Source organism: Cupriavidus sp. GW822-FHT02D05 (assembly GCF_058802485.1).
In genome coordinates this window covers 22,791-46,619 of sequence record NZ_JBXAOE010000036.1, presented here as the reverse complement: position 1 = coordinate 46,619, position 23,829 = coordinate 22,791, and the positions used below count along the sequence as shown (strand labels likewise).

Genomic DNA, 23,829 nt, shown 5'->3' with positions numbered 1-23,829 from the left:
TGCGCCGGCGGCAAGTACCGCCAGCATCACGTTCGCGCCAGTGCCAGGCCGGCAAGCGTGCCGCGGCCAGGGGCCCCTTCATTGCGCGATCTGCCTCTCGCTGAAACCAGGGTCGGCGTTAATCTGCGCGTCGGTAAATGGCAAGGCAATCCAGCGCTTGCCGGAAAAACGCTCGGTCTGGTCGGCTGCATGCGGCGACGCCGGGTCCGACGATTGCGAATAGGCAAGGAACGCTTCGGCATGCGGCCCCGCAACGCTGAACGACACCACTTGCAGGTAACTGGTGCCATGCACGACCTCGCGCTTGCCATCGGGCAGATCCCGGGTTTCCATCATGTTGTAGACACCCAGCGCATCGGCGCCACCATGGATAGGAACCCTGCGCGTGCCGCGCTGTGCGCCCTGCACCTCGCCCCAGGTGATATCGGGCCGCATGCCAGTGCTATCCACCGCATGCACCGCGTCGGCCAGCGCCCGCCGCAGCTGCCCCGCGACGGCGGCATCGCCCAGCTTCAGGCCGCGCGGCGTGCGGGCCGGGTCGCGCGCATCGAATGGCACGGCCCAGACCGAGGGCTGCGTGCTGATGGCTGCGAAGAATTTCTCGAAGTAGAGATAGCCGATGTTGCTGCCCAGCTCGGCCTTCCGGTCCCATTGCGCCAGGCGTTCGCAAGCGGCGCCCAGCCTGACCGGCACGCCATCGCGCGTCTGCGCTACCGGCGTGGTGCGGCACAGCGCGAGCACGTCGTCCATCACCTGCTCCGCGAAGTACACACGATTGCTGAGGGTCATGTCCTTGAGCTGCGCCTGCGTCATGTGGCGCCCCGGCAGGCCATCGCTGCCAGCGAGCCGGGCTTCCAGCTGCGCGATGCCAATGCGCGTACGCCCGCCTTGCGGATAGCCGGACTGGCTCACCAGTGGCGAGTACCCGGTGATCGGCGCGGCCGGCTGGGTCAGCCAGGCGCTGTCGTTCGCGTTCTGCACGTAGTCGTGGCGCTCGATGGCCGGCAGATGCGCGGCGTCAACGATGCCGCGTTGCGGCGTGTCTGGATAATCGCCCCAATGGCACAACTGCGTGCCGCGCAGCACAAACCTGCCTGCCGCCGTGCCTCGCCCGCATTGGGCAAGCTGAGCCTCGCTGACATTCGGCACCGGCGTTGCCGCCATGAACAATGCCGTGCCGCCGCTGTCCACCGCGATGGTGTTGTTCCACGGATTGCCCAGGACACGCTCGACCGACTCCCTGAGCTGTCGCAGCGAACGCGCACTGTTCATCGCATGCCACTGGGCCAGCATCCGGTGATTCTCGGTATTGGCATCGCGCAAGGCGTAGGCCTTGGCCGTGGTCCAGCCGTAACCTGGCACGATGTCCGGCAACGCCAGCACCATGCCGAAATCGCTTAAGTAGAACGTGTGCGACTCTTGCGCGATGGTGCCGTCGGCGCGGCGCACGTCGATCGTCACCAGCTGGCGCCGCATCGGCCGGTAGGCGCCGCCCACGCGGTAGCGCGTGGGATCGGCCGGATCGAGCTCCAGCTCGAACAAGGTTTCATGCGCGGAGGACGTCGTGGTGTGGGTCCAGGCAAACTCGCGCGTGAAGCCGATGCCAACCAGCGGGATGCCCGGCAGCGTGGCGCCCATCACATCCATGCGGCCCGGCAGCGTGAGATGCAGCTGCACCATGCGCGTAATGCCTTGCCAGGGAAAGTGGGGATTGCCCAGCAGCATGCCCTGGCCATTCTCGGTAGCATCGCGGCCCAGGGCCACGCCGTTGCTGCCGGTCCGATAGGCGCTCGCGCGCCCTGCCACCGCCGCTTGCGCGAGCGCCACCCGCGCACGGCGCGCCGGCTCGGGCGCTGCATCGGCGCGCGGCGGCTCGGCAGCCACCAACCCTGGGGCGAAAGCCACCGCGCCGTCCAGCGAGGTGTAGAAGCGCATCAGGCGCAACAGGTCGCGCTCGGTGATATCCCGCACCCACGGCGCGTTGCGGCAGGCCTGAGGCAACGCCAGCCGGCCGGCTTCCTTCAGGAAGCGGTTGTAGCCCGCCGCATAGCCCATGAGCAGTTGGCGCACTTCGGGCGGCTGCGCGCGCCACGCGTCGTCAAGCGTGCTGGCCTGGTTGAGCTGCGCGTAGAAAAAATCGGAGCCGCGGTTGTCGAAGAGCCGGTCCGGGTCAGCCATTGCGCTGCCGCCCAGGTAGCGCGCGCGCTCGCCCGCCACTGTCAGGAACTGGTCGGCCAGCACGCACACGCTATCCTCCGCCTGCGCATAGCCCACGCCGAAGCCCAGGCCCGCTTCATCGTTGGCCATCACATGCGGCACACCGTAGCTCGTGCGGCGAATCTGCGCGCGGTAGCGCTCGCCCTGTGCCTGCCCGCCCTCGTCCCCGCCGCTGCCGCAGGCGGCCAGCACGGCACTGAGCCCGCCGGCCAGCACCATGCCACGGCCAATGACAACGCAAGCGGCCACGGCGCAACGCATGCCCGTCATGACTTGAAATCCCAACTCATCTGCTCGAGGATGCCAACGCCGCGCGACGTGCGCATGCATTCGCTGACATAGTCCGTGATCGACAAGGGCTCGAAATCGATCTCCTGCCGGATGCGCCCGTTGTCGAAGACATAGCCAAGCTCGGCAAAACCCGAGTACAGCCGCAGTGCGCGCTCGATCAGGCGCCGGTTGCTGTTGCGCTCCTTGCGCGCCACGTCGCTCGCCAGCGCGGGGAGTTCGCTGGCCGGGCACCTGCGATAGGCGGGCTCGCCATCGCTCGAGACCGCCTCGTCCATGGCGGCGATCACCTGCGCGATAGTGGGCGCGCGCGCGCCGGCCGAGAGATGGTAGGCATCGAAAGCTAGTTCGGGCTTGACCGCGAGACGCAGCAGCGCCCGCGCGCAGTCGTCCACCGCGATCACGTCGATGCGGGTAAGCGGGCCCGCGGTATAGCGGCGCGACTGATGGATGATCCGGAAGAGCCAGAAGATGCTGGCCGAGGGCTGCGTGCCCAGCACGGTATGCCCCACCACGATGGAGGGACGCGCCACCACCAGCGGCAGGTCGGGCAAGCTGTGGCGCAGCAGCACCTCCACTTCCTGCTTGCTGCGCGTGTAAGGCACCAGGTGGCTGAGATCGCTGGTGCCGCCATGGCCAGCATCCCGCTCGGCAATCCTCGGCCCGCGCTGCGTGCCGCAAGCCATCGCGGTGCCGACATGAATGAAGCGCTGCAAGGCTGCGCTGCCCGCGAAGCGCGAGGCAAAGCGCAACGTATCTTCCACGTTGATGCGCGTGACCTGCGCATCGGCGGAGAACGAGGCCATCGCGGCGCAGTTGATGACATGGGTGACGCCAGCTAGGCGCGCCTGCGCGGCAGGCTCAAAATCGCTGTCCAGCGCGCCAAGCAATACGTTGTCCTCGGTGAGCCAGTCCACCCGGCTGCGCAACAGGCCGCACTGGATGGCGTTCTCGCGCAGGCGAGCCAGTGCATCCGCGGCATCCACGCCGCGCACCAGGCAGAGCAAGCGCCGGGCCAGGCCGGCGTTGATGGCGGCCACCATCACATTGCCGCCGATAAAGCCGGTGGCGCCGGTCAGCAGCAGGGAGTCGACGCCGGGCAGGCGTGTCTCGCAGGCACGCGCACGGGCGGCGAGATCCTGCGCGGGCAGGCTGGCGTGCCAATCCCACATCATGGCGTTCTCCTCAGAACGTATAGTTGATCGAGCTCATGCCGAAGTACGACTGCTTGCTCTGCACGATCGGGCTTTTCGCGGCGTCCCCCAGCAGGCGTGTCGCCGCCACCAGGGTGCGCACCGACCATTCCTTGGACAGGGTGTAGTTCCATGCGAGCGACAGCGTCGCGGCATCGAAGCCGGCCTTGGGGGCATATGCACTGAAGGCACTGTTGGCGGCCTGCGCATCGGTCACGCCGAACAGGGTCTGCATGTAGCGGCCCGAGCCGTAGTGCACGCTCGGACCGAGCGTCACGATATGCGCGCCCGACTGGATCACCGGCATGACCAGATCGATGTGCCCGCTCAGCCCGCGTTCGCGATGCGTCAGCGGCGCGTCCAGCGTCACGCTCAATGTGGTGTCGCCGTACACGCGCGCGCCGAGCTGGAACGCACCCATCAGCGAGCCCCGGATATCGCCCATGCCCTTCAGGTGATCGGAGCCAGGCAGGTCCACGCGGTTCTTGTCGGTACGGCCCAGCGCGTAGCCGAGCGAGGCGGTGGCAAACATGCCGTTGCCGAACTTGTAGGTATAGCCAGCGCCTTGCAGCATATCGATGAAGGCGCCGTTGCCGAAGTCGGCGCGCAGTATTGGTGAGCCGACAGCCCGGTAGTCGCGGCTTCCCGCATAGCGCGGTGCGGCGCCGGCGGCCAGGCCAACGGAATAGGTTCTTTCCGCATGCGCTGCCGGGCACAGGCTCGCCAGCGCGGCCACGAGAAGCACGCCTTTGCACGCTGCCGGCAACCTTGCCACACCCCCCTGATTTCTTGTTTGCTCTTGCACGGATGCTCCGCCTTGATGTCGAAGCACGCAGATTAGGGATGGCGCGCCGGGCTGTCTGTCCTGAAATCGCGCGAAATCTTGTTCAATTGTGCAAATTTGTCTTGAAGCGTCTCCGGCACCCAAACCAAGTCGTTCGCCGGATAGAATCGGCACTTTTCTGCCCCGGGGAGCCCTGTCATGAGCGATACCATGGCCAAGTACAAGGTATTACTGGTCGAGGACGATGATCGCCTCGCGCAGCTTGTCAGCGAATATCTGGGCAACTACGAATTCGTGGTGGAGGTGGTGCGGCGCGGCGATATCGCGGTGGCCGCCGTCCAGGCCCTGCGGCCGGCACTGGTCATCCTCGACCTGATGCTGCCGCATATGGATGGCATGGAGGTGTGCCGCGGCATTCGCGCTTTCTCGCGTGTGCCCGTGCTGATCCTGACCGCGCGCGTCGATACGTATGACCAGGTGGCGGGGCTGGAGATCGGCGCCGACGACTATGTGGTCAAGCCCATCGAGCCGAGGCTGCTGGTGGCGCGCGCCCGCGCCCTGCTACGGCGAGCCGCCGCAGAGCGGGTTGCCGAGACCGCCACGCCGGCGCAACGGGACCATGAACTGGTATTCGGCGCGCTGGTGATCTCGCCGCCGAACCGGCAGGTGACATGGCGCGGACAGGAGGTGGACCTGAAAACCACCGAGTTCAACCTGCTGCTGATCCTGGCGCGCGCCGCCGGCACCGTGCTGAGCCGCGACGACATCCTCAAGGCATTGCGCGGCATCGAGTTCGATGGCATCGACCGCACCGTCGACTCCGGCATCTCGCGGCTGCGCCGCCGCTTCGAGGATGCCTCGCCCGAGCCGCACAAGATCAAGACCATCTGGGGCCGCGGCTACCTGTTCAGCCCGTCGGCATGGGAGGAATGAATGGTCCGCTCGCTACTCAAGCTCTATCTGCTGGTGATCCTGGCCGCGGCCGGGGCAGTGACCGTCATCAACAACACGTTTATCCCGCTGTTCCATGAGCATTTCACCGAGACCGAACGGGAAAACCGCAAGGGTTATGCCTTTACGCTCTCCCAATTCCTCGGGCCGCAACAGGGCCCCGAGCGCGAAGCCGCGCTTTCCATCCTGCAAAAGCAGGCACGCGAGACGTTTGACCTGGTCGACGCTGCCGGCCTGACGCATCTCGATGCGCAGCAGCGCAGCGACCTTGCCGCCGGCAAGCTGGTGCTAAGCCAGGACGCCAAGCACTACTACCTGCCGCTGCGCGATGGCCAGATCCTGCACGCGTACAGCGAGGAAGACGACCACACCAACATCTCGGTGCTGGCCTACGGCTTGATCGCCCTCGCAACCTTGCTGTCGATCATCGCCTGGGTGTGGTACCACTGGCGCGACCTGGACAAGCTGCAGCAGGCGGCGAGGGATTTCGGCAACGGCAAGCTGTCGACCCGGGCCAACCTGCCCCGGCGCTCCAACATCTCCGCACTCGCCGGGCAATTCAATGAGATGGCCGAACAGATCGAAGCCTCGATCGTGCACCAGCGCGAAATGATGCACGGCATCTCGCACGAGCTGAAGACGCCCATCGCGCGGCTGGAGTTCGGCATCGCGCTGCTGCAGTCGGCCGGCACCGGCGAAGCGGAGCAGGCGCGCCAGGTGCTGCGGCTGGAAGACCTGCGCCGCGACGTGCGCGAGCTCGACGAGCTGGTCACCGAGCTGCTGACGCTAGGCCAGCTCGAGCAAGGCGCGGCGCCGATGATGCTGATGCGCGTATCAGTGAGTGAGCTGATCGACAGTGTCGCGGCCAGCGTGGCCGACGAGGTGGCGGATAACAAGCTCACGCTGTCGGCCTACGCCAGCGGCCCGGCGCCCCATCACGTCTGCGATCCGCGGCTGGTGGCGCGGGCGCTGCTCAACCTCTGCCGCAACGCCACCCGCTACGCGCGCAGCGCCATCCACTTGCACGCCGAGACCGACGCGGCAGGCGCCTTGACCCTGACTGTGGAGGACGATGGCCCCGGCATTGCGCCGGAGGAGCGCGCCCGCATTTTCGAGCCCTTCCACAGGCCCGATTCCAGCCGCAACCGTCATACCGGGGGGTTCGGCCTGGGGCTGGCCATTGTGCGGCGCATCGCGCTGCTGCATGGCGGCCAAGTCAGGCTGGACAGCAGCAGCGAGGGCGGCGCGCGCTTTGTGATCAGCTTGCCAGCCATGGACGAGCCCGCCACGCCCGGCAAGCCGGCGAGTTGAGGAGCCGCCCCCCCATGAAATGGTCGACGATTGTTACCGTACTGCTCGCGTGGATGGGCGCCTGCGCCGCCGCCGGCTGGCTGGCGATGGCGTTTTCCGGCCTGACGGCGCAGTCGTAACGCGGTAGTGACGGAATCTGCCCGCGCAACAAAACAAAAAGCCTGCCGGGACTCCGGGCAGGCTTTTTAGTAGAATACGGTCTGGTTGCGGGGGCAGGACTTGAACCTGCGACCTTCGGGTTATGAGCCCGACGAGCTGCCAACTGCTCCACCCCGCGTCAGAGGGGCGTACTATACGCCACCCTGACGGATTTGCATAGCTTTTCCGGCACGCTTTCTTGACAGCGTTTACGTAAACGTGTAAAAGCAAGTGGGCGCATTCTTTGCGCTCAAAAAAGGATTTTTCCATGGAAACTGGTACCGTCAAGTTCTTCAACGCCCAGAAGGGTTTTGGCTTCATCACCCCGGACGCTGGTGGCAAGGACTTGTTCGTCCACATCTCTCAGGTTCGCGGGGGTGCTCCGCTGCAAGATAACCAGCGAGTGCAATACCAGTCGCAACAGGGCAAGAAGGGTCCTGAAGCGGCCAATGTTTCCCCCGTTTGAACCCGCCGCTTTGCGGCAAAGCTAAAGGACAGAATTGACTAAGATCGTCTTGAAACCAGGTGAGCCCGTTGAAGTTGCAATGCGGCGTTTCCGTCGGGCCATCCTCCAGACCGGCCTGATCGTTGAACTCAAGAGCCGTACCGCTTACGAGAAGCCCACGACCGAGCGCAAGCGCAAGAAGAAAGCCGCGGAATCGCGCCTTCGCAAACGCCTGCGCATGCAGATGTTGCCGAAGAAGATGTACTGATTCGGCACAGCAAGCGGCGAGCGCGCTTCGACGCGTTTCTGCCGCAGGCCGCATAAATCCGCCAGTCATTGCCTGGCGGATTTTTCTTGTTTTAGCGGCGCCGTCGGATGTCCGGCCCTTCGTGGCCTGACAACCGCCGACCGGCCCTGATACCGCCCTGCCCATCGCTCCAATCGGATCGAGCGCGGCCGGCGCTATGCTTGCGTTCGCCCTTTGCGTGCGACACGGCCAGCACTTTTACTCCCCTCTTCGCTTTTTAATGGTTCCAGACGCACGTATGTGCTACTGCCGCGTTGCCTCGCGTTAATGCTACGGCACTTGCCGCTGCGACTGGCAACAAACAGGCCGCACTATGCATGGCGGCCCGCTTGGTCGGCAACGCCCCCCGCGTCAGCTGCGCGCCGCAATCAGCGCGCCCGCACCAATCAACGTGATGCCGCCCGCGCGCTGTACATTGGCCTGGGCGCGCTGGGTAGTGAGGCGCTTGGCCAGCGCACGCGCCAGCAGCGCGTAGACAGCCGCGTTGGCGGTCGCCATCACCACGAAGGTGGGAATCAGCACCACGGCCTGCGGCCAGAAGGCCAGGCGCGCGTCAAGGAACTGCGGCACGAAGGCCACGAAGAACACGATGCTCTTGGGATTCAGCGCGGTGACCAGCCATGCCTTGGCAAAGCGCTGGCGGCTGCTCCCGGACTGTGCCGTGACCGCCATGGCGCCGGCACGCGAGGCGCCGCGCAAGGCCTGGATGCCCAGGTAGACAAGATAAGCCGCACCGGCCCACTTCAATGCCGTGAACAAGGCCGCCGAGGTGGCCAGCACTGCGCCGAGGCCGGCCATCGACAGCGTGAACGCGGTCAGGTCGCCCGCAGCAACGCCAGCCACGGTGGCATAGGCGGAGCGGCCACGATGGGCAAGCGCATCGCCAATCACCAGCAGGATGGTCGGGCCGGGAATGATCAGTACGACGATGCTTGTCAACACAAAGGCCAGCCAGTGCTCGAAGGACATTGCAACTCCAGGTTTCGTTGATTGGGCACCCTGCGGGTGACGCATCAGTATAAGCAACGTGGCTTGCCGGTGACAGTGGCGCCGGCCCTGCCACGTCTCAGCCAGCCGGCATCGGAAAAACCAGGCAGGTGGTAGTGGCGTAAGCGTAGAGCTTGCCCTGCGTGTCGACGATGCGGCCCTCGGCAATCCCGATCTGCGTGGTCAGGCTGATGACCTTGCCCTCCGCGCGAATCGGACCGGTCTTGGCGGTCAGCGGGCGCACGTAGTTCACCTTCAGCTCCAGGGTGGTGTAGCCCTTGCCGGCCGGCAGCATGGTATGGACAGCGCAACCCACGCAGGAATCGAGCAAGGTCGCGGCATAGCCACCGTGCACGCTGCCGATCGGGTTGTAATGCTGGGGGCCAGGTGTGCCCTGGAAGACGAAGCGTCCCGCTTCGAACTCCACCGGGAAGAAGTCCATCAGTTGCGCAATCGGCGCACCCGGCAGCTTGCCGGCCAGCATGTCCTCGAAGAACTGCAGCCCGGCACGTTCGCTCAACTGCGCGAGCGTTGCCACACCCGGTCCTCCCAGCCTGGCGCGCGCCAGTCGTTCCGCCTCCTGCCACTGTGCCAGGGTGTCTTGCACACTCATCTGCTTTGTCTCCATGATCCGCTCTGATCTGTTTTTGTGTCCCGTGCACGCAGCAACTTTTTCCGGCAGGCGCGCCCCGGCGCGAACCAGCAAGATAACCGCATCCACGAATTCTTGCTGCAGCGCGCCACAGAGCATCCGCGCAGCTGCCTGCATAATGATGGATATTGCGCCCGCGGCGCGCCCAACTCCCGCTCCTGCCTTGACTGCCATTCTTGAACTACGCAATGTAAGCAAGCAATACGGCGACACCGTCGTGGTCGACGATCTCAGCCTGAGCGTGCAGCGCGGCCAGTGCTTCGGCCTGCTGGGCCCGAACGGCGCCGGCAAGACCACCACGCTGCGCTTGCTGCTGGGACTGACCACGCCGGCGTCCGGCACGCTCACGCTGTGCGGCGAGCCGATTCCACAACGTGCGCCGCAGGCCCGCATGCGGGTGGGCGTGGTGCCGCAGTTCGATAACCTCGATCCCGATTTCACCGTGGTGGAGAACCTGCGCATCTTTGGCCGTTACTTCGGCCTGGAGCGCGCCGTGATCGAGGCGCGCGTGCCGGCGCTGCTGGAATTCGCGCGGCTGGAGAGCCGTGCCAAGGCGCAGGTAAGAGACCTGTCGGGCGGCATGCGCCGGCGGCTGACGGTGGCGCGCGCCTTGATCAACGACCCCGACCTGCTGGTGATGGACGAGCCCACCACGGGGCTGGACCCGCAGGCGCGCCACCTGATCTGGGAGCGCCTGAAGTCGCTGTTGGCCAACGGCAAGACCATCCTGCTGACCACGCACTTCATGGAAGAAGCCGAGCGCCTGTGCAACTACCTGTGCGTGATCGACAGCGGCCGCAAGATTGCCGAAGGCAAGCCGCATGAACTGATCGACAGCCAGATCGGCTGCGACGTGGTGGAAGTGTATGGCGACAACCTGGCGCCCCTGCGCGGCGAGCTGCACCCGCTTGCGACGCGCACAGAGATGAGCGGTGAGACGCTGTTTTGCTACGTCAAGGAGCCCGCGCCATTGCTGGCGGCGCTGCACGGCCGCAGTGGCGTGCGTTACCTGCACCGCCCCGCCAACCTGGAAGACGTCTTCCTCAAGCTGACCGGCCGCGAGATGCGGGACTGAGGCCAGACTGACAACGGAATGAACATGAGCGAACAAGACCCCCGCCCCGCCGTCGCGCCGGCCGCCGCCACCGCGGCGCGCCCTGGCGCCGCGCCGCGGCAGCATTACCCGCAGCCGCTGCTGCCGATGAACATGCGCAACTGGACCATGGTCTGGTACCGCAACTTCATGGTGTGGAAAAAGCTGGCGATTCCCTCGATGATCGGCAACCTGGCCGATCCGATGATTTACCTGTTCGGGCTTGGCCTCGGGCTCGGCCTGCTGGTGGGACAGGTCAACGGCGTGTCCTACATCGCCTTTCTCGCGGCTGGCACCACGGCGTCCAGCGTGATGATGTCGGCGAGCTTCGAGTCGATGTATTCCGCCTTCTCGCGCATGCATGTACAGCGCACCTGGGAAGCCATCATGCATGCGCCGCTGACGCTCGGCGACGTGGTGCTGGGCGAGATCATGTGGGCCGCGAGCAAGGCGGTGCTGTCGGGCATGGCCATCATGCTGGTGGCCGGCGTGCTGGGTTATGCGCAGTTGCCGGGCGCGCTGCTGGCGCTGCCCGTGATCGTGCTGGCGGGCATCGCGTTTGCCAGCCTGGCCATGATCGTCACGGCGTTGGCGCCCAGCTACGACTTCTTCATGTTCTACCAGACGCTGGTGATGACGCCGATGCTGCTGCTCTCCGGCGTGTTCTTCCCGCTGGAGCAATTGCCCGCAGGCGCGCAGGCCGCCACGCAGGTGCTGCCGCTGGCGCATGCCGTGGCGTTGATCCGCCCCATCATGCTGGGGCGCCCGGTCGACAACCTGGCGCTGCACCTGATCGTGCTCGGTGCCTACGCAGCCGTGGCGCTGGTCGTGGCGCTGATGCTGCTGCGCCGGCGCTTGCTGCGCTGAGGTTGCGGTAGAGGGAAGGGACTGCCGCGAGCGCCCGCGCCGGCCATTGCCCCTGGCGCGGGACGTCTCCTTGGCGCTCAACGTGGGCGGCGGGGCTGGATCCGGTGGTGGCGCTGGCGGGCGAATAGCGGTAGCGAGCGGCCCGGGGGAGAGTATGATGCCGGGCACGGCGCAAGGTGTCCGGTGTCCCTGGAAACCTGAGGCCGGCCGCCCACATCACCTCCACCGTCCCGCAAGCGCGAGCAGTGTCCATGCCATTTCCAATGTACGTCCGCGTCGCGCCAGCGAAGAAAGAGCCGCAGGAGAGCCGCGTCATGCGCGCTGCTGCAACGTTGGCCGCTTTGAGCCTGTGCGGCGCAATGGCCGCTTGCAGCGTGGTTGGCGCCACTGTGGCAGTGGGCAGTGCTGCGGTCTCTACCGTGGCCACGGTTGGCTCCGCGGCAGTGAGCGTGGGATCGACCGTGGTCGAGACGACTTACGACGTGACCAAGGCCGGGGTCAAGGCCGTGGCCGGCAGCGGCGACGACGCCGTGCCGGCGCACTGAGCGCGCGGGCGCCTTGGCGCCCTGACGCTTCAGCCCTGCAGGCCGCGCAGCAAGTCCGCCTTCAGGTCTGCTACCGATTCGAGGCCGACAGCCAGGCGGATCAGCCCTTCGCCGATGCCCGCGGCCGCCTTGGCTTGCGGGCTGACGCGTCCATGCGTGGTCGTGTAGGGATGGGTCACGGTGGTGCGCGTATCGCCCAGGTTGCCGGTGATCGAGCACACGCGCGTGTTGTCGATCACGCGCCAGGCATTGGCGCGCTGCTGCTCCGGGGTATCCCCCTTGAGTTCGAACGACACGATGGCGCCGCCGCCGCTTTGCTGGCGCTGGGCCACCTCGTACTGCGGGTGGGACTTCAGCGCCGGGTGATATACGCGCGCGACCGCCGGATGCGACTCCAGGAACTCGGCCAGTGCCAGCGCGCTCTGGCTGTGGCGCTCCATGCGGATCGCCAGCGTTTCCATGCCCTTGAGCAGCACCCAGGCGTTGAATGCCGACAGCGTCGGCCCGGCCGTGCGCACGAAGGGGAACACCTTGCCCATGATGAAATCGTGCGAGCCCAGCACCGCGCCGCCCAGCACGCGGCCCTGCCCGTCGATATGCTTGGTGGCCGAGTGGACCACGATATCGGCACCGAATTTCATCGGCTGCTGCAACGCCGGCGAACAGAAGCAGTTATCCACCACCAGCAGCGCGCCAGCGTTGTGGGCAATGTCCGCCACCGCGGCGATGTCGGCCACTTCGGTGAGGGGGTTGGACGGCGTTTCCAGGAAGAACAGCTTGGTGTTCGGCTTGACCGCCGCGCGCCAGGCCGCCAGGTCGGTGCCATCGACAAAGGTGGTTTCCACGCCGAATTTGGCGAAGATGTTGGAGAACAGCGTCATGGTGGAGCCGAAGATGGCGCGCGAGCTGACCAGGTGATCGCCCGCTTGCATCGCAGACATCACGATCGACATGATCGCGCTCATCCCGGATGCGGTTGCCATGCACGCCTCGGCGCCTTCCAGCGCCGCCAGGCGGCTCTGGAACATCGCTACCGTGGGGTTGGTGAAGCGCGAGTAGGTGAAGCCCGACTCCGAATTGGCGAAGCGCTCCGCGGCCTCGGCAGCGCTGTTGAAGCAGAAGCTGGAGGTCAGGTACATCGCCTCCGAGTGCTCCATGAACTCGCTGCGCATGGTGCCGGCACGCACGCCAAGCGTATCGATGCCAAGGGAGTCGAGGGGAAGCGGTTCGTTCATGATGGGGAGGCGGTGGTACCCGCGCGGTTATCCGTGTAAGTGGTGGTAGCCTGGCTGCCCCGGCTGCGCGCCGGCGGCAGCAATAAAAAAGCCCGTGCGATCTTTGGCCGGGGGCCGAATCGACGGGCTGCTTGTGTTCGTTGGGATAGGCCCCGCGCTGCGGCGGGAATCCGGCTTGCCAATGTGCCTGTGGTGCGCACAACCGGGAAGCCGGCGTTCCGCTTTAGCTGTTTCGGGCATTTCCCTGTGACGGGCAATTTCCTGTTCCGCGAGCAATGATCAATACCAACGATCAACCTATCGCTCCGGCAGTACCCGCGTCCGCAAGCTGACAATCAAATCGACGCCCGGCAATGTTACGGCCGGGCCTCGCTTCTCGTCAACTCCACGCCGGTCATCACGGCGATTGCGGGCGTGCGCCGTCTTACTCGTTGCCGCCGGAGCGTTGCAAGTGCAGTTGCGAGCGCTCGCTATCGCCAAGGCCACCGGTGCCATCGCGATCGGCCTGGCTGCGCGCGGTTTCCAGGCGCTCCAGGTAGGCTTCGTCGATATCACCTGTGACGTAACGGCCATCGAAACACGAGGCATCGAAGTCGTTCAGCTTGGGGTTGATGTCACGCACGGCCTGCTTCATGGCTTCGACGTCCTGGTAAACCAGCTTGTCGGCGCCGATGATGCGGGCGATTTCTTCATCCGTGCGGCCATAGGCAACCAGCTCGCTGCGGGTGGGCATATCAATGCCGTACACGTTGGGGAACTTCACCGGCGGCGCGGCCGAGGCAAAGATCACCTTGTTGGCGCCGGCTTCGCGCGCCATCTGCACGATCTCGAAAGACGTGGTGCCGCGCACGATGGAATCGTCCACGATCAGCACGTTCTTGCCCTTGAACTCCACGCCCATGGCGTTGAGCTTCTGGCGCACCGACTTCTTGCGCACCGCCTGGCCGGGCATGATGAAGGTGCGGCCGATATAACGGTTCTTGAAGAAGCCCTCGCGGTAGTTCACGCCCAGCTTGTTGGCCACCTGCATCGCGGCCGGACGGCTGGAGTCGGGAATCGGCATCACCACGTCGATGTCACCCGCGGAGACTTCGCGGCGGATCTTCTCGGCCAGGTAGTCGCCCATGCGCAGGCGCGCGTCGTAGACGGGCACGCCATCGATGCACGAATCCGGGCGGGCCAGGTAGACGTACTCGAAGATGCACGGCGTAAGCACGGGATTATCCGCGCACTGCTGGGTGTAGAGCTTGCCGTCGAGGTCGATGAAGATAGCCTCGCCAGGCTCCACATCGCGCTCGAGCTTGTAGCCGATGCCTTCGAGCGCCACCGACTCCGACGCCACCATCCACTCCTTGCCGGTCGGCGTTTCCACGCTGCCCAGGCACAACGGACGGATGCCAAACGGATCGCGCACGGCCAGCATGCCGTAGCCAGCGATCTGCGCGGCGATGGCGTACGAGCCACGCACGCGGCGGTGCATGCCGGCCACGGCCTTGAAGATCGTGGGCGGATCCAGCGCCAGGCCGCTGCTGGCACGCTGCAGCTCGTCGGCCAGCACGTTGAGCAGCACTTCGGTGTCGGAGTGCGTGTTGATGTGGCGGCGGTCGCGGCTGAACAGCTCCTCGTGCAACTGTTTCCAGTTGGTCAGGTTGCCGTTGTGGGCCAGGATCACGCCGTAGGGCGCATTGACGTAGAACGGTTGGGCTTCTTCCTCGCTCGAGGCCGAACCGGCGGTGGGGTAACGCACCTGGCCGATGCCGGCGGCACCCGGCAGGCCGCGCATATTGCGCGTGCGAAACACGTCGCGCACCAGGCCGTTGGCCTTGTGCATGTGGAAGGTGCTGCCGTTTGCGGTAGCGATGCCGGCTGCATCCTGTCCGCGGTGTTGCAACAGCAGCAGGCTGTCGTAAATCAATTGGTTAACGGGCGTGGATGAAACCACACCGACGATACCGCACATGCCAAGCTCCCAGGAAAGGCGTTTGAATCAGGGGGCGGCCCCGCCCTTCAGGGAGGAGCCCGCGTACTACCAGCCGGGCGGGTCTGCCCGGCCTCATGTCATGTCTTGACGTATTTGGCGACTTCGGGAGGCAGCCAGGGCCGCAGCGACTCCATCGCCTGCATCACGTAGGGCCGGGACAGCGCATCGCGCCAGAATGCTTCCTCAGGCAGCTTGGTGAACCCAGCCACGGTCACCACGAACATCACCACCAGCGCGCCGCGCAGCAGCCCGAACACCAGCCCGAGGCCACGGTCGGCGGGCTTGAGCCCGGTGCTCTCCAGCAACTGGCCCAGCACCGTGCCGGCCAGTGCCGCGGCGATCACGGTACCGATGAAGACCACCGCGAAGCCCAGCGCGCTGCGCGCCAGCTGCCCACCGGGCACCGATTCGGGGATCCAGCCTGCCGCGGTGCCGGCGAAGTGGTAGGCCACCAGGAACGCCACCACCCAGCCGATCAGCGATAGCACTTCCCGCACCAGCCCGCGCAGCACGCCGATCAGGCCCGAGGCGATAAGGATGAAAACAACGCTGTAATCGAAAAAAGTCGGCTGCATGCGTAATACGGTGTCCCGGTGCGGCGGCTGGGTAATGAGGATAGTGGGGCTCATGGGGCAACCAGCCCGCGCCGGGCTTTACTGTTCGATCACCTTGGCGGTCAGGCCCGCGGCGCGCACCCGCTTCTCGGCGGCGTCAGCCGCGTCGCGATCCGAAAAAGGACCGGCACGCAGCAGCACACGCTCGCCGTCGGCCAACACCTTCTTCTCGATATAGGCGGGCACCTTGCCCGCCTTGAGCTTGCTCAGCCAGAGCTTGGCCTTCTCCTCCGAGGAGAACGCGCCGATCAGCACCAGGAACTTGCCGCTGCCCGGCTTGGCTGCGGGGGTGGCCGGCTTGTCGGCGATTTTCTCGGCAGGCGCTGCCGCGGTCGCTGCGACGGTAGCCGCAGCGGCCGGCTTGGCCGCTGCCGAATCGGCAACCAGTTCCTCGCCGGCATCGAGCGCCTGGCTATCGAGCTTGGATTGCGGCGCGGGCGGCAACGGATCCGCCTTGCGGGCATCAGGCTTCACCTTGCCCGCGGCGCCCCCCGGGCCACCATCGATCTTGACCGCGATATTGTCGACGACCGGCCTTGGCTGGGTCTCGAAGACGATCGGCAGCACGATGACGGCAGCCGCCATCAGCACCACCGCGCCGATCAGGCGCCGGCGCGCCCGCTGCTTTTGCGGAAACTCGGGGTCGAGCGTGTCGTCCGCGTACTCCTCGGCCAGGCGCCGCGACGACGCGATGCCTGCCCCCGGGTCCGAACGCGAGCGGCGCCCACGCTCCGGTGCCGGGGCGTTGCCCTTGCGGGAAGAAAACAGCGAAAGCAGGCCCATAGATTGGTTCGGTGCGACGGCCGTAAAACCGGCCGTTGAAATTGTCGCTCAGATTGCGCGGCGATTTGCCCCGGTGTTAGCCCCGGAAAACTGCCCGGCGGCCGCGCGACTCAATTTGCCCGGGTGGCGCGATATGCCATCACGCCCGCCACGGTGTAGAACGATCCGAAGACCAGAATTCTATCATCCTCGGTCGCTCTGCCGAGGGCATCCCGGTAAGCCGCCTCCGGGCTGGCAAAGCAGGCTGCCGTGGCATCTGGCCCCGGATGGAAACCGCCCTCTTCCAGCTTCTCCAGCAGGTCCGCCGCGCTGGCCGCGCGCGCCGTCGGCAGATCAGCCAGGCACCAGTGGTCGACCCTGTCGGCCAGATGCCGCAGCACGCCGGCGATGTCCTTGTCCTCCATCGCGCCGAACACCGCGTAGGTGTAGCGGAAGAAGCCCATGTTGTCGAGGTTCTGGCCAAGCGTGGCAGCCGCATGCGGGTTATGCGCCACATCCAAGATCACCGTCGGGCGCCCCGGCATGACCTGGAAGCGCCCCGGCAACTCCACGAAGGCCAAGCCGTTGCGCACTTCCTGTGCACTCACCGGCAGCCGCGGGCGCATCGCCTGCAGCGCCGCCAGCGCAGCCGAAGCGTTGAGCAACTGGTTGGCGCCGCGCAACGCGGGATAGCCCAGCCCGTTGAGCTTGCGCTCGCGGCTACTCCAGTCCCACTGCTGACGCTCCTGGCCCTTGGAGGCCTGCTGATGGAAGTCCCGGCCCACCAGCCAGAGATCCGCGCCGATCGCCACGGCATGGTCGATCACCGACTGCGGCGGCACCGGATCCGCCACGATGGCCGGCACGCCCGGACGGAAGATCCCCGCCTTCTCGTAGCCGATCTTCTCGCGCGTATCGCCCAGGTAATTTGTGTGGTCGATATCCACGCTGGTCACGATGGCGCAATCGGTATCGATCACGTTCACCGCATCCAGCCGGCCGCCCAGCCCCACCTCCAGGATCATGGCATCCAAACCCGCCGCGGCGAACGCATGGATGATGGCCAGCGTGGTGAACTCGAAATACGTCAGGCTCACCGGATCCGCAAAGCTCGTGCGCGCCCGCTCCACCGCCTCGAAATGCGGCAACAGCTGCGCGTCGGTGGCGAACTCGCCATTGATGCGCGCACGCTCGTTGAACGCCATCAGGTGCGGCGACGTATGGCAACCCACCTTGTAGCCCGCCTCAAGCAGGATGCGCTCCAGCATGGCGCAGGTGGACCCCTTGCCGTTGGTGCCGCCGACGGTGAACACCACCGCATCGATGCGCAGCCCCAGGGCCTCCTTGACGCGGGTGATGCGCGCCAGGCCCATGTCGATGCCGACCGGGTGGGCGGATTCGAGATGGGTTAGCCATTCGGGGAGGGAGGGGAAGATAGGCATGGTGGGGAGACGGCGTTAATCGGGGGAGTGGCTTATTGGAGCCGGTTTTGGGGTAAGTGGTTCTTTTGCGGGCGGATTGGCTGAGTTTGGATTTGCGTAGGGGTGATGTTGGGGCGTGTTGGGGTAAGTCAAAGGTCTAACGTCAAAGGCAACTTCAACGGCTTAACGTCAAGGGCAACTACAAAAGCAACTGCAGTTTCACCTCCCCTTCGGGGAGGCGAAACTGCAGTTGCCCTTGAAGTTAAGCGGTTGTAGCTGAAGCTGATTTTGCAGTTGCAGCCAAGCCCCCACCCCATAAAGCGAAAAAGCGCGAACATCCCAGTCCGCGCCTAATCACCATCAACCAACCCAACCCTTATGCCACCGCATCCGCCGGCTGCTTCTGCAGCAAAGCCAGCAACTGCGCCAACTCATCCCGCAGCTTGCGACGATCGACAATCATATCGATCGCACCCTTCTGCAACAGGAATTCAGCCCGCTGGAAGCCCTCAGGCAGCTTCTCGCGCACGGTCTGCTCGATCACGCGGGGACCGGCAAAGCCGATCAGCGCCTTGGGCTCAGCAATCACCACATCGCCCAGGAACGCAAAGCTGGCCGAAACACCACCCATGGTGGGATCGGTCAACACGCTGATGAACGGCAGCTTGGCATTCGACAGCTGGTTCAGCATGGACGTGGTCTTGGCCATCTGCAGCAGCGACAGCAGGCTTTCCTGCATGCGTGCGCCGCCCGTGGCGGTAATGCAGATGAACGGCACCTTCTGCTCCAGCGCCGCCTGGGCGCCACGCACGAAGCGCTCGCCCACCACCGAGCCCATGGAGCCGCCCATGAATTCGAACTCGAAGCAGCTCACCACGACCGGAATGGTGTGGATGGCGCCGCCGATCACGACCATGGCATCGGTCTCGCCGGTGTCGTCCATGGCGGCCTTGATGCGGTCCGGGTATTTCTTGGTGTCCTTGAACTTCAGTGCGTCGACCGGCAGGATTTCCTGGCCGATTTCATAGCGGCCTTCGGCGTCCAGCAGCCCGTCGAGGCGGGCGCGGGCGCGGATGCGCATATGGTGGTCGCACTTGGGGCAGACGTGGAGGTTGGCCTCGACGTCGGTCCGGTACAACACCGACTCGCACGACGGGCACTTGACCCACAGCCCTTCCGGAATGCCCTTGCGGGTGGAGGGGTCGGTCTGTTGAATCTTGGGAGGGAGGAGTTTATCCAACCAGCTCATGAAAGGCTCCTTTCGGCACATGTGCGGAACATGTCAGGCCGCGAATTTACCATGCCTGCGGTCCGCAGTCCCCGTTCCGCCGGGGCGATGCGCCTGTTGCGGCACAACGGCCGTCAAAATCCGTGTTTTTTGCTGCATTCACCGCCCGTGCGTCGACACGGGCAGCGGCGCCTCAATCACATTCAGGCATCCAGCGCCTGGCGGATGTCCGCGATAAACGACTGCAGCGATTGTACCGCCTGGTCGCGCGGCGCATCTTCCAGCAATTGCACCAGGCGGCTGCCGATCACCACGGCGTCGGCCACGCTGCCGATCGTGCGCGCGGTCTGCGCGTCGCGGATGCCGAAGCCCACGCCCACCGGCAGGTTGGCATGGCGCTTGATCAGCGGAATGCGCTCGGCCACGCTGTCGAGGTCGATGGTGGCCGAACCGGTTACGCCTTTGAGCGACACGTAGTACAGGTAGCCGCTGGCCAGCTTGGCCACGGCTTCGATGCGATCGTCGGTGGAAGTCGGCGCCAGCAGGAAGATCGGGTCCATCTCGTTGGCACGCATCTGCGCGGCGAAGGACTCGCACTCCTCGGGCGGATAGTCGACCACCAGCACGCCATCGACACCGGCGGCGCGCGCGGCCTTGGCGAAGGTTTCCTCGCCCATGCGCTCGATCGGGTTGGCGTAGCCCATCAGCACCACGGGTGTCGCCGCGTTGGTCTGGCGGAACTCGGCCACCCAGGCCAGCACCTTGGTCAGCGTCACGCCCTGCGCAAGCGCGCGCTCGGAGGCACGCTGAATCACCGGGCCGTCGGCCATCGGGTCGGAAAACGGCACGCCAAGCTCGATCACGTCGGCCCCGCCCGCCACCAGCGCGTGCATCAGCGCGACGGTCAGGCCGGGCTCGGGGTCACCGGCGGTGATGAACGGAATCAGGCCCTTCTTGTTCTGCGCGGCCAGCGCCGCGAAAGTCGTTTTGATTCGGGACATGGTCATTGAGCGAGAGTGGGCAGCGGCGTGGACGAAGCAGCCAGCAGGGGCTCATCGTTCGCGGCTGCGATGTTCAGGGTAGCGGGCGCGGCCTGCGGCGTCGTAATGCATGCCGCGACGCGCGCGCGCGCCACGTCGACATAGTCGGGATTCATCTCGAAGCCGACGAAGCGGCGCCCGTGCAACGCGCAGGCTACGGCGGTGGTGCCGCTGCCGGTGAACGGATCGAGCACCAGCCCGCCCGGCGGGCAGCTGGCCAGCACCATGCGTTGCACGATATGCAACGGCTTCTGGGTCGGGTGATTGGCGCGCTCCGGATCCTGCCGGTGGATGCGCGGCACGCTCCACAGGTCCTTCGGGTTATAGCCAACCTCCAGCCACTTCTTGCCCTCGAAGCGCGGACGGCTGCGCGCCTTCTTGGTCTCGGCGTCGTACGGCACGCGCACCGGGTCGAGGTCGAAGTAGTAGTCGCGGGCCCGGGCAAAAAAGCCGATGTTGTCGTGCACCGAGGAATACTTGCGCGTGGTGCCGCCCATGCTAGGCACGCGCCGGTCCCAGATGATCTCGTTGATCATGGTCAGGCGCTGCTTGAGCATCACGAACAGCTCCGGCGAGTATTGCCAGGTGCAGAACAGATAGAGCGAGGCGCGCGGCGCCAGCTTGGGCACCACCGCATCGATCCAGCTCGCGGACCATTCCAGGTAGGCGTCCCCGGACAGGCGATCGGAGTCATTGCCGTAGTCCTTGCCCAGGCCATAGGGCGGATCAGCCACGATCAGGTCGATGGAGCCGTCGGCTATGCGCTTGATGCCCTCCAGCACGTCTTCCTGGTAAAGCGTCAGTTGCGGTGCGGCGATGGGCGCGGACGGGGCGCCGCCTTCAGCGGCGCCCGGCGGGAGAAAGTCGCGCATCAGAGGGTCAGCCCCGAACGCTCGGCCACGGTGTGCATGTCCTTGTCGCCACGGCCGGACAGGTTCACCAGCAGCAGCTTGTCCTTGGGCAGCGTGGGCGCGAGCTTGCACGCGTAGGCGATGGCGTGGCTGGACTCCAGCGCCGGGATGATCCCTTCGATGCGGCAACAGTCGTGGAAAGCCTTCAGCGCTTCCTCATCGGTGATCGGGACATACTCGGCGCGGCCGATATCCTTGAGCCATGCGTGCTCGGGGCCGACGCCGGGATAGTCCAGGCCGGCGGAGATCGAATGGGTCTCGATGATCTGGCCGTTGGCGTCCTGCAGCAGGTAGGTGCGGTTGCCATGCAGCACGCCCGGCGTGCCGCCGATCAGCGCGGCGGCGTGGCGGCCGGTTTCCAGGCCGTCGCCAGCGGCTTCCACGCCGATCAGGCGCACATCCTTGTGCTCGATGTACGGATAGAAGATGCCCATGGCATTGGAGCCACCGCCCACGCAGGCGATCACGGCATCGGGCTGGCGGCCCGTCATTTCCGGCATCTGCACCTTGGCCTCTTCGCCGATCACGCACTGGAAGTCGCGCACCATCATCGGGTAAGGATGCGGGCCGGCCACGGTGCCGATGATGTAGAAGGTGTTCTCGACGTTGGTGACCCAGTCGCGCATGGCTTCATTGAGCGCGTCCTTGAGGGTCTTGGAGCCGCTTTCCACCGGCACCACGGTGGCACCCAGCAGCTTCATGCGGTAGACGTTGGCAGCCTGGCGCTTGACGTCTTCCGAGCCCATGTAGACCACGCACTCCATGCCGAAACGCGCGGCGATGGTCGCGGTGGCCACGCCGTGCTGGCCGGCGCCGGTCTCGGCGATCACGCGCGGCTTGCCCATGCGCTTGGCCAGCAGTGCCTGGCCGATCACGTTATTGATCTTGTGGGCACCGGTGTGGTTGAGGTCTTCGCGCTTGAGATAGATCTGCGCGCCGCCGAGCATCTCGCTCCAGCGCTGTGCGTGATAGATCGGCGAGGGGCGGCCGACGAAATGCTTCAGCTCGCGGCGGTACTCCGCGTCGAACTCAGGATCCTTCTGGAAGTGCGCATAGGCTTCGCGCAGTTCGTCCAGCGCGTGCACCAGGGTCTCGGATACAAAGGAACCACCATAGGGGCCGAAATGGCCACGGGAATCGGGCAGGTCGTACATGAGTCAGCTCTTCTGAACAGGGCCCTTGCCGTTCTGGCAGGGGCCCGATGACGTTAGGGTCGTGCGCGGGGCAGGTGCGGTTTGCGGGGGATATGCGGGAGGCCGAGCGCCTGGACGGCGACTTGACTCACCCGGCATCCGCGCTGCGCACCGCGCGCACGAAGGCGGCAATCCTGGCGTGGTCTTTCACGCCTTTGGCAGCCTCCACGCCGCTGCTTACATCGACAGCGTAGGGCCGCACGCGCTCAATCGCGCCAGCGACGTTTTGCGCGTTCAACCCACCACTCAAAACGATCCGAGGAGCGGCGCTTGCGGTCGGGTTGTGGGTGGGCGGAAGCCATGCCGGGGGTATCAGGGTCCAGTCGAAGACGTGCCCGCCACCGCCGTAGCCTTCGACGAAGGCATCAAGCAGCAAGGCAGCGGCATCACGATGCAGATCCGCGAATTCTACCAAATCGAGGCCCGGCTGCACGCGTGCCGCACGCAGAAACGGCAGCCGGCAGCGCTGGGCCACCAGGGCGCAGTCCTCGGGGCGCTCGTCGCCGTGGAATTGCAGTAGCGTAAGCGGCACACGCTCCACCACATGGGCAATATGATCGGCCTCGGCATTGACGAACAGGCCCACCACCGACACGAAGGGGCCGGCGGCTTCGGCCAGCGCTGCGGCGCGTGCCACCTCGACAAAGCGCGGGCTGCCCGGATAGAGCACCAGGCCGATCGCGTCGGCGCCGGCATCGACCGCGGCGCGGACATCGTCCTCGCGCGTCAGCCCGCAGATCTTGATGCGGGTGCGGCGCGGCGCGCTGCCTGCTTCAGGCAACTGGGTCATTGGCAAACACTCCATGAAACAGGCTGGCGGCCGTCTCGGCGACCGGGATCTGGTACTGCTCAGGATACTTCACCCCGGCCAGGTAAAGGCCGTCGGGCATGAAAGTGGGCGCTGCCTTGGCGCGGTTGCGCCCTGCCAGCACTTCGGCCAGCCACTCCGGCGGGTTGCGCCCCCGCCCTACCGCCACCAGGCAACCCATCAGGTTACGCACCATGTGGTGCAGGAAGGCGCTGGCGCGAAAGCGCACGAACAACCAGTCGCCGTCGGCCTTCAAGGTGATGTCGTACATGGTCTTGACCGGCGACTTCGCCTGGCACTCGGCGGCGCGAAAGGCCGAGAAATCGTGCTCGCCCAGCAGGCAGCCCGCGGCCGTGCGCATGGCGTCGACGTCCAGGCCCTTGCCTGGCGGCAGCATCAGGTAGCCCGCCCTGCCGTGCACCAGCGGCACACGGTGCGGCCCCACGTAGAGCGCGTAGTAATACATGCGCTCGAAGGCCAGGAAACGCGCATGGAAGCTGTCGTCCACCGGCTTTGCCCATTGCAGCGAGATGCTGGGCGGCAGGAAGGCGTTGACGCCGCGCACCCAGGAAAACGGTTCGCGCGTCAGCTCGGTGTCGATGTGGATCACCTGGCCGAGCGCGTGCACGCCGGTATCGGTGCGGCCCGCCACCGTGGTCGGCACCCGGCTGCCGGCGAACTGCGCGATGGCGTCCTCGAGCCGGTCCTGCACCGTATTGCGGTGCGGTTGCGACTGCCAGCCGGAGAAGGCGGCGCCGTCATAGTGGAGGCCGAGGGCAATGCGGGTCATGGGGCGGAAATTGACGACGGAAATTGACGATCAACGGGAGCTAGCGAAAACGGCGCGGCGCCGATGAG

Annotated in this window: 23 protein-coding genes and 1 tRNA gene; 7 read left to right on the top strand and 17 right to left on the bottom strand. The window is 65.8% G+C overall.

Annotation, left to right across the window (positions count from 1 at the left end; all coding sequences use genetic code 11):
* Positions 1 to 78 precede the first annotated feature (78 nt).
* Genes AC1RQK_RS34180 through AC1RQK_RS34170 form a run of 3 tightly spaced genes read right to left on the bottom strand, consistent with a single transcriptional unit; the run spans position 79 to position 4,443 of the window.
* On the bottom strand, positions 79 to 2,487 hold the full coding sequence (locus tag AC1RQK_RS34180) for a penicillin acylase family protein (protein WP_492813801.1): 2,409 nt from the start codon (positions 2,485 to 2,487) through the stop codon (positions 79 to 81).
* Entirely contained in the window at positions 2,484 to 3,680 is a 1,197-nt protein-coding gene (locus tag AC1RQK_RS34175) for an SDR family oxidoreductase (RefSeq protein ID WP_492813799.1), read from the bottom strand. Before AC1RQK_RS34175 ends, AC1RQK_RS34180 begins: the two co-directional genes overlap by 4 nt.
* 10 nt (positions 3,681 to 3,690) lie before the next feature.
* Complete coding sequence (locus AC1RQK_RS34170) at positions 3,691 to 4,443, bottom strand: MipA/OmpV family protein (RefSeq protein WP_492813797.1); 753 nt, start codon at positions 4,441 to 4,443, stop codon at positions 3,691 to 3,693.
* A gap of 237 nt (positions 4,444 to 4,680) precedes the next feature.
* On the opposite strand from AC1RQK_RS34170, the gene AC1RQK_RS34165 reads away from it, so the two are divergent.
* Together AC1RQK_RS34165 and AC1RQK_RS34160 are read left to right on the top strand one after the other, a co-directional pair.
* Entirely contained in the window at positions 4,681 to 5,415 is a 735-nt protein-coding gene (locus AC1RQK_RS34165) for a response regulator (protein WP_150983133.1), read from the top strand.
* Positions 5,416 to 6,744, top strand: a complete 1,329-nt coding sequence (locus tag AC1RQK_RS34160) for an ATP-binding protein (RefSeq protein ID WP_492813795.1) — start codon at positions 5,416 to 5,418, stop codon at positions 6,742 to 6,744.
* A gap of 201 nt (positions 6,745 to 6,945) precedes the next feature.
* Here AC1RQK_RS34160 and AC1RQK_RS34155 read toward each other — a convergent pair.
* A tRNA-Met gene (locus AC1RQK_RS34155) sits at positions 6,946 to 7,021 on the bottom strand.
* Between the two features lie 129 nt (positions 7,022 to 7,150).
* Between AC1RQK_RS34155 and AC1RQK_RS34150 the strand changes: the two genes are divergently transcribed.
* Entirely contained in the window at positions 7,151 to 7,348 is a 198-nt protein-coding gene (locus tag AC1RQK_RS34150; RefSeq protein ID WP_006158572.1) for a cold-shock protein, read from the top strand.
* Positions 7,349 to 7,382: 34 nt separating this feature from the next.
* Positions 7,383 to 7,595, top strand: coding sequence for a 30S ribosomal protein S21 (gene rpsU, locus AC1RQK_RS34145; protein WP_006158571.1), 213 nt, complete (start codon positions 7,383 to 7,385; stop codon positions 7,593 to 7,595).
* Positions 7,596 to 7,985: 390 nt separating this feature from the next.
* On the opposite strand, the gene AC1RQK_RS34140 is transcribed toward rpsU, so the two are convergent.
* Positions 7,986 to 8,603, bottom strand: a complete 618-nt coding sequence (locus tag AC1RQK_RS34140; RefSeq protein WP_174425066.1) for a LysE family translocator — start codon at positions 8,601 to 8,603, stop codon at positions 7,986 to 7,988.
* 97 nt (positions 8,604 to 8,700) lie between these two features.
* Positions 8,701 to 9,234: a PaaI family thioesterase gene (locus AC1RQK_RS34135; RefSeq protein WP_492813793.1), complete on the bottom strand. Its 534-nt coding sequence runs from the start codon at positions 9,232 to 9,234 to the stop codon at positions 8,701 to 8,703.
* 202 nt (positions 9,235 to 9,436) lie between these two features.
* Here AC1RQK_RS34135 and nodI point away from each other — a divergent pair, with 202 nt between their 5' ends.
* The 3 genes from nodI to AC1RQK_RS34120 all read left to right on the top strand — a co-directional run bounded on the left by nodI (position 9,437) and on the right by AC1RQK_RS34120 (position 11,778).
* Positions 9,437 to 10,348 (top strand): nodulation factor ABC transporter ATP-binding protein NodI, encoded by a 912-nt coding sequence (gene nodI / locus AC1RQK_RS34130; RefSeq protein WP_492376261.1) that lies wholly within the window; start codon positions 9,437 to 9,439, stop codon positions 10,346 to 10,348.
* Positions 10,349 to 10,372: 24 nt separating this feature from the next.
* Positions 10,373 to 11,233, top strand: coding sequence for an ABC transporter permease (locus tag AC1RQK_RS34125; RefSeq protein ID WP_492376262.1), 861 nt, complete (start codon positions 10,373 to 10,375; stop codon positions 11,231 to 11,233).
* A 314-nt stretch (positions 11,234 to 11,547) separates the two neighbouring features.
* Positions 11,548 to 11,778 (top strand): hypothetical protein, encoded by a 231-nt coding sequence (locus tag AC1RQK_RS34120; RefSeq protein ID WP_174425061.1) that lies wholly within the window; start codon positions 11,548 to 11,550, stop codon positions 11,776 to 11,778.
* Positions 11,779 to 11,807: 29 nt separating this feature from the next.
* Here AC1RQK_RS34120 and AC1RQK_RS34115 read toward each other — a convergent pair whose 3' ends face one another.
* The 11 genes from AC1RQK_RS34115 to truA form a co-directional block, all read right to left on the bottom strand.
* The gene (locus tag AC1RQK_RS34115) at positions 11,808 to 13,013 is read right to left on the bottom strand and encodes an O-succinylhomoserine sulfhydrylase (RefSeq protein ID WP_492813790.1); all 1,206 of its coding nucleotides are present in this window, start codon (positions 13,011 to 13,013) and stop codon (positions 11,808 to 11,810) included.
* 424 nt (positions 13,014 to 13,437) lie between these two features.
* Positions 13,438 to 14,973, bottom strand: coding sequence for an amidophosphoribosyltransferase (gene purF / locus AC1RQK_RS34110; RefSeq protein WP_492376264.1), 1,536 nt, complete (start codon positions 14,971 to 14,973; stop codon positions 13,438 to 13,440).
* Between the two features lie 98 nt (positions 14,974 to 15,071).
* Positions 15,072 to 15,569, bottom strand: coding sequence for a CvpA family protein (locus AC1RQK_RS34105; RefSeq protein ID WP_183034345.1), 498 nt, complete (start codon positions 15,567 to 15,569; stop codon positions 15,072 to 15,074).
* 78 nt (positions 15,570 to 15,647) lie between these two features.
* Positions 15,648 to 16,391, bottom strand: coding sequence for an SPOR domain-containing protein (locus AC1RQK_RS34100; protein ID WP_150983122.1), 744 nt, complete (start codon positions 16,389 to 16,391; stop codon positions 15,648 to 15,650).
* A gap of 110 nt (positions 16,392 to 16,501) precedes the next feature.
* The gene (gene folC, locus AC1RQK_RS34095) at positions 16,502 to 17,812 is read right to left on the bottom strand and encodes a bifunctional tetrahydrofolate synthase/dihydrofolate synthase (RefSeq protein WP_492376265.1); all 1,311 of its coding nucleotides are present in this window, start codon (positions 17,810 to 17,812) and stop codon (positions 16,502 to 16,504) included.
* 355 nt (positions 17,813 to 18,167) lie between these two features.
* Positions 18,168 to 19,040: an acetyl-CoA carboxylase, carboxyltransferase subunit beta gene (accD, locus tag AC1RQK_RS34090; protein ID WP_043347984.1), complete on the bottom strand. Its 873-nt coding sequence runs from the start codon at positions 19,038 to 19,040 to the stop codon at positions 18,168 to 18,170.
* Positions 19,041 to 19,222: 182 nt separating this feature from the next.
* Positions 19,223 to 20,020 (bottom strand): tryptophan synthase subunit alpha, encoded by a 798-nt coding sequence (trpA, locus tag AC1RQK_RS34085; RefSeq protein ID WP_492813787.1) that lies wholly within the window; start codon positions 20,018 to 20,020, stop codon positions 19,223 to 19,225.
* Between the two features lie 2 nt (positions 20,021 to 20,022).
* On the bottom strand, positions 20,023 to 20,931 hold the full coding sequence (locus AC1RQK_RS34080; RefSeq protein WP_043347990.1) for a DNA-methyltransferase: 909 nt from the start codon (positions 20,929 to 20,931) through the stop codon (positions 20,023 to 20,025).
* Positions 20,931 to 22,124 carry a tryptophan synthase subunit beta gene (trpB, locus tag AC1RQK_RS34075; protein ID WP_043347992.1) on the bottom strand — a complete coding sequence of 398 codons (1,194 nt, stop codon included), beginning with the start codon at positions 22,122 to 22,124 and terminating at the stop codon, positions 20,931 to 20,933. The genes AC1RQK_RS34080 and trpB overlap by 1 nt, the downstream gene beginning before the upstream one ends.
* Positions 22,125 to 22,251: 127 nt before the next feature.
* Positions 22,252 to 22,953, bottom strand: a complete 702-nt coding sequence (locus tag AC1RQK_RS34070) for a phosphoribosylanthranilate isomerase (protein ID WP_492813784.1) — start codon at positions 22,951 to 22,953, stop codon at positions 22,252 to 22,254.
* Positions 22,937 to 23,761 (bottom strand): tRNA pseudouridine(38-40) synthase TruA, encoded by an 825-nt coding sequence (gene truA, locus AC1RQK_RS34065; RefSeq protein WP_492376529.1) that lies wholly within the window; start codon positions 23,759 to 23,761, stop codon positions 22,937 to 22,939. Before truA ends, AC1RQK_RS34070 begins: the two co-directional genes overlap by 17 nt.
* Positions 23,762 to 23,829: the final 68 nt, after the last annotated feature.

Coding starts and splice junctions, on each gene's coding strand:
- AC1RQK_RS34150 (WP_006158572.1), top strand. CDS start 7,151: ATGGAAACTGGTACCGTCAAGTTCTTCAACGCCCAGAAGGGTTTTGGC.
- AC1RQK_RS34180 (WP_492813801.1), bottom strand. CDS start 2,487: ATGACGGGCATGCGTTGCGCCGTGGCCGCTTGCGTTGTCATTGGCCGT.
- accD (WP_043347984.1), bottom strand. CDS start 19,040: ATGAGCTGGTTGGATAAACTCCTCCCTCCCAAGATTCAACAGACCGAC.
- purF (WP_492376264.1), bottom strand. CDS start 14,973: ATGTGCGGTATCGTCGGTGTGGTTTCATCCACGCCCGTTAACCAATTG.
- AC1RQK_RS34105 (WP_183034345.1), bottom strand. CDS start 15,569: ATGCAGCCGACTTTTTTCGATTACAGCGTTGTTTTCATCCTTATCGCC.
- AC1RQK_RS34135 (WP_492813793.1), bottom strand. CDS start 9,234: ATGAGTGTGCAAGACACCCTGGCACAGTGGCAGGAGGCGGAACGACTG.
- trpA (WP_492813787.1), bottom strand. CDS start 20,020: ATGTCCCGAATCAAAACGACTTTCGCGGCGCTGGCCGCGCAGAACAAG.
- AC1RQK_RS34175 (WP_492813799.1), bottom strand. CDS start 3,680: ATGATGTGGGATTGGCACGCCAGCCTGCCCGCGCAGGATCTCGCCGCC.
- AC1RQK_RS34165 (WP_150983133.1), top strand. CDS start 4,681: ATGAGCGATACCATGGCCAAGTACAAGGTATTACTGGTCGAGGACGAT.
- AC1RQK_RS34100 (WP_150983122.1), bottom strand. CDS start 16,391: ATGGGCCTGCTTTCGCTGTTTTCTTCCCGCAAGGGCAACGCCCCGGCA.
- folC (WP_492376265.1), bottom strand. CDS start 17,812: ATGCCTATCTTCCCCTCCCTCCCCGAATGGCTAACCCATCTCGAATCC.
- AC1RQK_RS34160 (WP_492813795.1), top strand. CDS start 5,416: ATGGTCCGCTCGCTACTCAAGCTCTATCTGCTGGTGATCCTGGCCGCG.
- AC1RQK_RS34140 (WP_174425066.1), bottom strand. CDS start 8,603: ATGTCCTTCGAGCACTGGCTGGCCTTTGTGTTGACAAGCATCGTCGTA.
- AC1RQK_RS34070 (WP_492813784.1), bottom strand. CDS start 22,953: ATGACCCAGTTGCCTGAAGCAGGCAGCGCGCCGCGCCGCACCCGCATC.
- truA (WP_492376529.1), bottom strand. CDS start 23,761: ATGACCCGCATTGCCCTCGGCCTCCACTATGACGGCGCCGCCTTCTCC.
- AC1RQK_RS34120 (WP_174425061.1), top strand. CDS start 11,548: ATGCGCGCTGCTGCAACGTTGGCCGCTTTGAGCCTGTGCGGCGCAATG.
- AC1RQK_RS34115 (WP_492813790.1), bottom strand. CDS start 13,013: ATGAACGAACCGCTTCCCCTCGACTCCCTTGGCATCGATACGCTTGGC.
- trpB (WP_043347992.1), bottom strand. CDS start 22,124: ATGTACGACCTGCCCGATTCCCGTGGCCATTTCGGCCCCTATGGTGGT.
- AC1RQK_RS34080 (WP_043347990.1), bottom strand. CDS start 20,931: ATGCGCGACTTTCTCCCGCCGGGCGCCGCTGAAGGCGGCGCCCCGTCC.
- AC1RQK_RS34125 (WP_492376262.1), top strand. CDS start 10,373: ATGAGCGAACAAGACCCCCGCCCCGCCGTCGCGCCGGCCGCCGCCACC.